The 7,866-nt window shown below is 69.7% G+C and carries 8 protein-coding genes; 1 reads left to right on the top strand and 7 read right to left on the bottom strand.

What is annotated here, in order from left to right:
- Nucleotides 1-24: 24 nt before the first annotated feature.
- From VFB40_RS07725 to VFB40_RS07695, 7 genes are all read right to left on the bottom strand, one after another.
- Entirely contained in the window at nucleotides 25-645 is a 621-nt protein-coding gene (locus VFB40_RS07725) for an SMI1/KNR4 family protein (RefSeq protein WP_324848610.1), read from the bottom strand.
- A gap of 53 nt (nucleotides 646-698) precedes the next feature.
- Nucleotides 699-941 (bottom strand): hypothetical protein, encoded by a 243-nt coding sequence (locus tag VFB40_RS07720; RefSeq protein ID WP_324848609.1) that lies wholly within the window; start codon nucleotides 939-941, stop codon nucleotides 699-701.
- Between the two features lie 100 nt (nucleotides 942-1,041).
- Nucleotides 1,042-1,878 (bottom strand): cupredoxin domain-containing protein, encoded by an 837-nt coding sequence (locus VFB40_RS07715; RefSeq protein ID WP_324848608.1) that lies wholly within the window; start codon nucleotides 1,876-1,878, stop codon nucleotides 1,042-1,044.
- Nucleotides 1,875-2,429: a YceI family protein gene (locus VFB40_RS07710; RefSeq protein ID WP_324848607.1), complete on the bottom strand. Its 555-nt coding sequence runs from the start codon at nucleotides 2,427-2,429 to the stop codon at nucleotides 1,875-1,877. Before VFB40_RS07710 ends, VFB40_RS07715 begins: the two co-directional genes overlap by 4 nt.
- Nucleotides 2,430-2,565: 136 nt before the next feature.
- Nucleotides 2,566-3,597 carry a cupredoxin domain-containing protein gene (locus VFB40_RS07705; RefSeq protein WP_324848606.1) on the bottom strand — a complete coding sequence of 344 codons (1,032 nt, stop codon included), beginning with the start codon at nucleotides 3,595-3,597 and terminating at the stop codon, nucleotides 2,566-2,568.
- Between the two features lie 48 nt (nucleotides 3,598-3,645).
- Nucleotides 3,646-5,031 carry a copper resistance CopC/CopD family protein gene (locus VFB40_RS07700; RefSeq protein ID WP_324848605.1) on the bottom strand — a complete coding sequence of 462 codons (1,386 nt, stop codon included), beginning with the start codon at nucleotides 5,029-5,031 and terminating at the stop codon, nucleotides 3,646-3,648.
- Nucleotides 5,028-5,300 carry a hypothetical protein gene (locus VFB40_RS07695; protein ID WP_324848604.1) on the bottom strand — a complete coding sequence of 91 codons (273 nt, stop codon included), beginning with the start codon at nucleotides 5,298-5,300 and terminating at the stop codon, nucleotides 5,028-5,030. Before VFB40_RS07695 ends, VFB40_RS07700 begins: the two co-directional genes overlap by 4 nt.
- Nucleotides 5,301-6,947: 1,647 nt before the next feature.
- On the opposite strand from VFB40_RS07695, the gene VFB40_RS07690 reads away from it, so the two are divergent.
- Nucleotides 6,948-7,841: an IS5 family transposase gene (locus tag VFB40_RS07690; RefSeq protein ID WP_324848603.1), complete on the top strand. Its 894-nt coding sequence runs from the start codon at nucleotides 6,948-6,950 to the stop codon at nucleotides 7,839-7,841.
- Nucleotides 7,842-7,866 lie beyond the last annotated feature (25 nt).

Raw genomic sequence — 7,866 nt, 5'->3', positions numbered from 1 at the left:
ACCACCACCCGCCGACCCGACTTTTTACACACGACCTAGTAGGTAACGGTGCCGATAGGCGATGCCGTCGCCGTTGGCAATGAGATACAGAGCCCGCAGGTCGTCGGGCAGGGTCACGCCGAGGCGACGCTCGGCCTCCTCGATCGCGGCTGGAGATGCGGGCGGCGGCAGTTGCTCAGGGCCTCCTAGGATCGCGGCGCGCCGCTGCATGTATTCACGGAATCGCGCCGCCGCCAACTCGGGATCGCCGGCAGGCGCGGCCGTAGCCTCCTCCTGTAAGGAACCGGGCTGCGGCAACCAGTAGTCGGCGTCCGATACGGCCTGAAATCCGCCGCTCAAACCGCGCAGGCTGGTGATCGCGTCCGTGGTCGCCACCAGCTCGTAATGTCCAGATGGACGGCACACGATTTCCACGGTCACGTGCTGCCAACCCCGGATCTCTCGCAGCGCCTCCGCCAGTGCCATCAATTCCTTGTACGGATTGGGCACGCGGCTGCTCCGCGCAGACGCGCCGGTTACGTCATAGCCGCCGGACACCCGCGTGCCGCCAGGCCCCGCCCTGCTGACCAGCAACGCCTTCGTCCAGCCCTCAGGCGCGTTTGCGACCAACTGCTCGACAACTCGCCGCACCGCTTGCTCAACCATCTGTAGCTCCCGTCGTGTCGGCACGAACGGTCATCATGGCAGCGGGCGTGCTGTCAACGTTCTTCTGCCGGACGGTCGACGAATGCCCGCAGCGCGAAGGCGATGGCCCCGAGCGCGGCGATCACTGCCACCGCGAATACCACCGTCAGGCCGGCCCCGGTCCACCCAAGGATTCGAGCCGCGCTACCGATCGTGAGCATCACGCCAAGGCAGATCAGCATCGGCCAGGACCGCTGTCGGCGGCCGAACCGCTCGCTGCCCCTTCGCCGCGGGGCGAACAGCAACGCTTCCAGCAAGCCCCGGCATCGACCGCTAGCCCGAACCAGTTCGAGACCTAATGAAACACAACACGATGATCCAGTCATTCGCCGATTAGCACAATGCCGTTGTGACCTGCTAGTCGTCGTAGTCGTAGTTCTCACGTCTTTCGTCGCGGCTCAGGTCGGATGCCGCGCCGGCCCGCTCCGCTGCAGCCGACGCCGCCGACGCCGCTGCCGGTCGGGAGCCGACGAGCAGTAGGCAGAACACCGCGATCGCGGCGGTCAGCCCGCCGAGCAGCAGGACCGGACCGAGGGTCCGGATGTTGCTGCTGTCAGCAGCCTGCTGCGCCTGGACCGGAGCGGCGGGCGCTGCCGAGTTCGATACCGATGGTGTGGCTACCGGTGCTGCGGCGGCGCCAGAGTTCGACGACGCGGGAGCCGCCGCGGCGGTGGCCGTTTGTGCGTGGGCCTGCGCACCGGCCGGAGCGGCAGGCGCGGAACTGTGCGTACGAATCGGGGCGGTTGTGGCCGGTGCTGGCGCCCGGACGATCACTTCGGCTCGCATATCCGGATGCACTGTGCAGTAATACATGTACATTCCTGGCTGCGTGAAGGTATGGCTCCAGGACTGGCCCTTCGACAGGTACGGCGAGTTCAGCGACTCGGGGCCGCCGGTGGTGGTCACGGTGTGCGGGGCGGTGTCCTGGTTGGTCCAGGTGATCGTGTCGCCCTCGTTCACGGTGAGCGACGCGGGGGCGAAGGCGTAGTTGGCCATCTGCACGTTGTAGTGCGCCGCGGCGGCCGGCTCGGCGGGCGGCAGCTTTGCCGGCTTGAACCCGAGGGCGAACACCGCGGCGAGCACAGCGACGGCCGCACCGGCCGCCAGTGCCATGCGCGGGCCGATCGTCAGCGGCGGGCGGACCGGATCGGAGGACGGCGGCGCAGGAACGCGCGGCGCGAGCGGTTTGGTCATCGGAAGTCCGCCGCGAGCAGGATGCGCAGGTGCCCGGCCGGGACAGTCCGCGGCAGCCGGAATTCGGTCGTGGCGCGCAGCGCGCTGTAGTCGAGCCGCCCGGTGCCGAGGATGAGGAGCCTGTCGCGTCCACGCCCGACGACCCGGGTTTCCAGGGTGAGCGGAATCTCGTCGCCACGCAGGTGAAGAGTGCCGGGAATGGTGATCCGTCCGGGCTCGCCGCTGTCTAGGCCGGTGGATTCGAAGCGGATGACGCGGTGCCGGCGCGCGGCGAGGCCGCGGGGCCCGGTCAGCCGCCGCGTAGCCAGCGGACGGGTGCTGCGCAGCGAACCGGCGCTGGCCTCGACGGTCATCCGGGTGCGCCGCTCGTCCTCGTCGACCACGAGGCTGGTGTCGAGCACGGCAAAGCGGCCGCACAGCGTCGTCAGCGGGCCCGCGGCCGCGCGGAGCTCAAAGACGCACCGGCCGGGGCGTGTCCGGTAGGTGCCGGGATCTGGCAGGAGAGCAGGACGGGACGGGCGCGGGGGCAGCACGAGCGTTTCGGTAGTCATCGCGTCCTCTTCGGACTGAGTGCGGTGCGCGGAGGGGAGAATGGGGGCGGTGGACCGGCCGACTTCCACTCGGCCGGTCCACCGCCGTTCCGGCGGTTGGTGCGTGAATTGGTTCACGAAGACGTGCGAGCTGCCGTCAGCAGCTGCCGGTGAGCACGCCTTCGGTCGGGATGAGCATGTTCTCGATCAGGGTGGTGTGCGTGAGCACGTACTGGTCCAGGTTCAGCAGGTCATTGACTTGCTGGCCCGGGGACTCACCGAGGTGCGTGGCGTTGATGTGCTGGAGCAGCGGAACGAGCAGCCCGGTCAGACTTCGGTTCGCGCTGTTGTACGCCGGGATGAGCATGTTCTCCACCAGCGTGGTGTGCGTGAGCACGTACTGGTTGATGTTCGACAGGTCCTGGACCTGCTGGCCCGGGGACTCGCCGAGGTGTGTGGCGTCGATGTGCTGAAGCAGCGGGAGCAACACCTGGCTCGCGCTCGCGCAGCCGCCGCCCGAGTCGCTCATGCCGCCGCCGAGCGAACCGAGGACGCCGCCGGAACTCCCCGAAGGCGCAGGCATCGACATGCCCGCGCTCGGGCTCGAACTCGGCTGACCGCCGCCGCCCCCTGCGCCGCCACCGGAGGGGGTGCTGCTCGGGTGACTGCTCGGCATCGAGCTCGGTGAGCCGCCACCGCCGCCCGAACCGCCGGTCACGGTGATCGTGGCGACCATCTGCGGGTGGTCGATGCAGTAGTAGCTGTAGGTTCCGGCGGTCATGAAGATCGCCGAGTACGACGCGCCCGGGTTGATTTGCCCGGAGTCGAACGACGCCGGGCCGGACTTGCTGGTCACCGTGTGCGGCACGCTGTCCTCGTTGACCCAGGTGACCTTGACGCCGGTGGCCACCGTCGCCGACTTCGGCGCGAAGGCGTAGTTCTTGATCTCGATGGTGCTGGCGCTGGTCGCGGCGGTCGCCGCGGCGTCGGCGACGTTGAGCGTCGTCGTGCCCTGAGCCACCGCCGTGCGCGCCCCGGGGTGAGTGGCTGCCTGGGCGAGCAGCAGTGCCGAGGCGGCGGCGGCCGCCGTGCCGAGCAGGAGCAGGGCACGCACGGGGCGGCGCGCGGAAAGCGCCGCGGCTGGGGCGTTCGGCGGCGGCGCGCCGGAATCGGAATCGGTTCTGTCCATGGTGTGCGGACGCCTTTCTCTGTGGACTGACTTCGGTGCGGACCCTGGTCAGCGCCCGGGACTGGACGTGACCAGGACACTCGCCGCGGCCAGGATGGCGAGGGCCAGCCCCGCTTCTGCCGCGACCGAGTAGACGAAGGGCCGGACCGTGGCGCGGTCGCCGTCGAGGATCACCGCGACGTCCAGCCGGTGGCGCACCCAGGCCTTGCTGTGCTGCGCGAGCGCGAGCACCGCGGTGACCAGGGCGAGCTTGAGCAGCAGCGTGTGCCCGTAGGAGGTGTGCAGCAGGTCGTGCACCGACCCGACCACCTGCCAGGCCAGCAGGGTTCCGGCGCCGATGATCGCGAGCATGCTGACGAGCGCGAGGTTCGAGTAGCGCGCGACCGCGGTGGCCATCTCGCGCGGAACGCGGCGCGGCAGCACGCCGAAGAGCAGGACGACTAGCCCGCCGATCCACAGCGACACCCCGGCCAGGTGCGCCGTGTCCGCGATCGCTCCGATCAGCGGATGAGCGCTGTCGTCGTGCGCTGTCATTCCGATCGTGCGCAACAGGCCGAAGCCGACCGCGATCAGGCCGACCCGCCAGCCGGCCGAGTAGGCCGCACGCTGCTGTTGCTGGAGCAGGCCGACCAGTACGACGCCGGCCAGTAGCCACAACAGTGCCCGGGCGATGAGCACCGCGCCGACGCGAGTGCCGAACAGACTCTCCAGCGCGGTCGCGTCGAATACGCCTGAGAGCGGCAGCAGCGCGGCATAGGCGGCCTGCAACCCGATCTGCGCGAGCGCCGTGCCCAGTCCGAGCACCCACGCGAGCGAGAGCGAGCGGCGCACGCGCGGCACGCCGCCGCCCTCGGGCCAGGCGATCACGAGGAACGCCAGGCCGCCGATCAGCAGCGCCACACAGAGGAATCCGGCGAACTGCACGGCGACGAGCGCGTTGTGCACGGCTGCGCTGGGTCCCGGGAGGCCCGATCCCTGAACGGCTCCGGTCGCTCCTGACGCGGTGGCAGTGGCGGGCGCAGGCGCACCGGAGGCGGCGGACGGTGACGCGGCCGCCGCAGGTAGCTGGAATCCGATGCTTCCGGTCGCGATGTGCCCGTCGTCGGAGCTGACGGAGCGCCAGTCAAGCTCCAGGCGACCGCTTGCCGCGGCGTGGATTCCGGTCAGGTCCGCGACCAGGACGTCCGGCTGTCCGGCCGGCTGGCGGATCGGCACCGCGCGACCATCGGCGCGCACGGAGCAGTCGTGGATCGCGATGCCCTCGGTGAACGTCATCGTCACGTGAGCGGGCACGGCGGACAGCCGCGCGCCGTCAGCCGGGTCCGAGCGCAGCAACTCCGCGTGGGCGACGGCGGCGGGCGCGCTGATCAGCGAACCAACCAGCCACACGAGCGCGACGCAGGCGAGAAGGGCCAGCCGCGTGACGTGGCTCATGGCGCGCTCGGGCTGGGCGTCGCGCTGGGTGTCGGTGTGGGGCAGCCGCCGAGCAGCCCACCGGTCAGCGACCCGACCGGCGCCGTCACGCCAGAGAGCACACCGGTCAGGCCCGTCTGACCAATCGAACCAGTCAAACCCGTCAGGCCCGTCAAACCCGTCAGGCCCGTCAGACCGGACGGCAGCAGTCCGGTCGAACCGGAAGGCAGCAGTCCACCCGACCCCGAGCCGAGCAGGCACGTCAATCCGCCTGTCGTGCCGGTCAGCACGGACGTGACACAGTCGAGCAGGCTGCACGAGGCTGCAGACGACGGCGCCCCGGACGGTGAACCGCTGGCCGAGTCGGAGGGAGACGTCGAAGGCGACCCGCCGACTATGTCAGGAGTCCGAGACTCTGCGGACGGCGATGGCCACGCGCCTGCCGCGGGTGCCGAACCCGCACCGGATCCACCGCCGAAGCCGTACCCGTAATCGCCCGAGCCGCCGTAGCCGCTGGAGCCGCCAGGGCCGCCGGTGGCTTGAATGACGTCCGGCGCCGACCCGTTCGCGGGCGGGCTTGACGCCACCACCAGCGTGCCCGGGGCGGGACCACCGGTCGCCTGAGCGACGCCGCCGCCCCCGCCGATCCCCGAGGCATAACCGAGCAGGACGAGCACCATACCGACGAGCGTCGCGCCCACGATCTGGTCGCGATGGTCCGCCGACCAAATCGCCGCGGGCGAAGAAGTATTTCGAGAAACGGAACGGCGGGAATTGCTCGTCACCTTGACTCCCGGACGACTCGGCGCGGTTGGGTGGAGCCGAGTGCAACGTCACCGCACTTCACGCTGGTTACGCACCGATCGCCCGCCCGTGACAACGCCGCCACTTTTCATTTCTGGCGTTGTGACAAGAATTTGATTGAATGATCTTCACTCGATCGAGTGAATTCCCGGGCGGAAGCCGTGTCCAAACAATAACGCCGACGTTTTTCTATCTCGCGCTTTTCGCCCGGCAGGGCCGTCACCACGTCGTCAGGTCGTCACCGCTCTGGCCGGCTCCACACCCGCACCACGCGGCACGGCGCGATGAACGGTACCCAGCCCGTTGACAAACCGTGGGGCCGCCCCCTGCTTGGCGCGACGTTCGTCGACGCCGCACCGGAGCGCCCGGCGAACAAGACCGTCCCCACAACTAGCGCGGCCGCACCGCGTCCGGGTAGAGCCGGACCTCCTGCCATGTCCAGCAATCCGCGACCTCGGTGGCTACCTGCGCGCTGCACTCCGCGCACTGCAGGTTCGGTCCATCCATCCCGTCTGGCCCGCAGCAGCCGTTGCGCTGCGCTCGATTGCTCACCGGCACGGTGCCCACCACGTCACCCGACGCGAGTACGAACGTGTTCCGCGGCCCGCCAGAGACGCGATGTCGACCCTCGCCAGCCGGGACGTACGGCGGACCGAACGGCTCATCGTCGACCGCGTATGTACCCGGTGCCATCCGGGGCGGGCATGGCACACCAGCAGGCATGGCATCTGGCGTCGCTGCCGCGCCGGGCAGCGTGGACAGCACGACCGGAACGCTCAATCGCGACCCGCATCGCCGGCACTCGAAGACCACCACGCGCCTCAGAGTGACAGACGACCGGGGTCAAACACAGGCTATTTACGCGCGGCAGCGACACGCCCGGCTAGACCGAATCGACACGCGCTCATCTCGTCAAAGCGCACGCCAGCGACTCCCTGACCGGCCAGTGGGTCATTGTGCATGAATTACCCGGGACCGGTCCCCGCCTAGGTCGTGTGTAAAAAGTCGGGTCGGCGGGTGGTGGTGCTGGTCACGGTCTGGTCGCTGCGGCGTGTCGCAGGGTGCGTATGAGTGAGGTCTCCGGTAGGTGAGTCGTCGACCAAGAAGACTGCCACCGCAACCGGAGACCTCGAGTGCAGACGATACCCGCCGGCGCCCGTTTCGACCTGACCGACGAGCAGTGGGCGGTGCTCGCGCCGCTGCTGCCGGTGGGCCGAAAGAGCGGGCGCCCGCCGATCTGGCCGAAGCGCGCTTTGATCGATGGGATCCGCTGGCGGGTGCGGGTGGGTGCTCCGTGGCGCGATGTCCCCGAGCGTTACGGGCCCTGGCGCAGTGTGTACTGGCTCTTTCGCGCCTGGCAGCGCGCCGGGGTGTGGGCGTTGATCGTCACCGCGCTGCAGGCCCGCGCGGATGCCGCCGGGCTGATCACCTGGCAGGTGTCGGTGGACTCCACCATTGTGCGCGCGCACCAGCACGCTGCCGGCGCGCGGCGTGACGGGCAGCGCCAGCGTGAGCGTCCGGGCGGCTGGTTGCCCGAACCGGCCGATCACGCCCTGGGCCGCTCACGCGGTGGACTGGGCACGAAGCTGCACCTCTCCTGCGAGCAGGGGCGCAGGCTGATGTCCCTGGTGCTGACCGGCGGCCAGCGCGGGGACAGCCCGCAGTTGCCGGCCGTGCTCGCGGGCATCGCGGTGCCACGACTCGGTCCCGGCCGGGCGCGTACCCGGCCGCAGCGGGTGCTGGCCGATAAGGCGTACGCCTCTAGGGCGAATCGGGAACTGCTCTCGCGCCGCGGCATCCCGGCGACGATCCCGGTCAAGGCGGATCAGGCCGCTCATCGGCGCAGGCGTGGCTCGCGCGGTGGACGCGAGCATGCCTTCGACGCGGAGATCTACAAGCAGCGGCACGCGGTCGAGTGCGGGATCAACAAACTCAAGAGGCACCGTGCCGTGGCTACCCGCTACGACAAGCTCGCCGTACGCTACGAAGCCACCGTCCTTGTCGCCGCCATCAACGACTGGCTATAAGAACCACTTCTTACACACGGCCTAG

This window comes from Actinocrinis sp. (genome assembly GCF_035650855.1).
Taxonomy (GTDB): Bacteria; Actinomycetota; Actinomycetes; order Streptomycetales; family Catenulisporaceae; genus Actinocrinis.
This window is presented reverse-complemented; position numbering and strand designations above follow the sequence as displayed.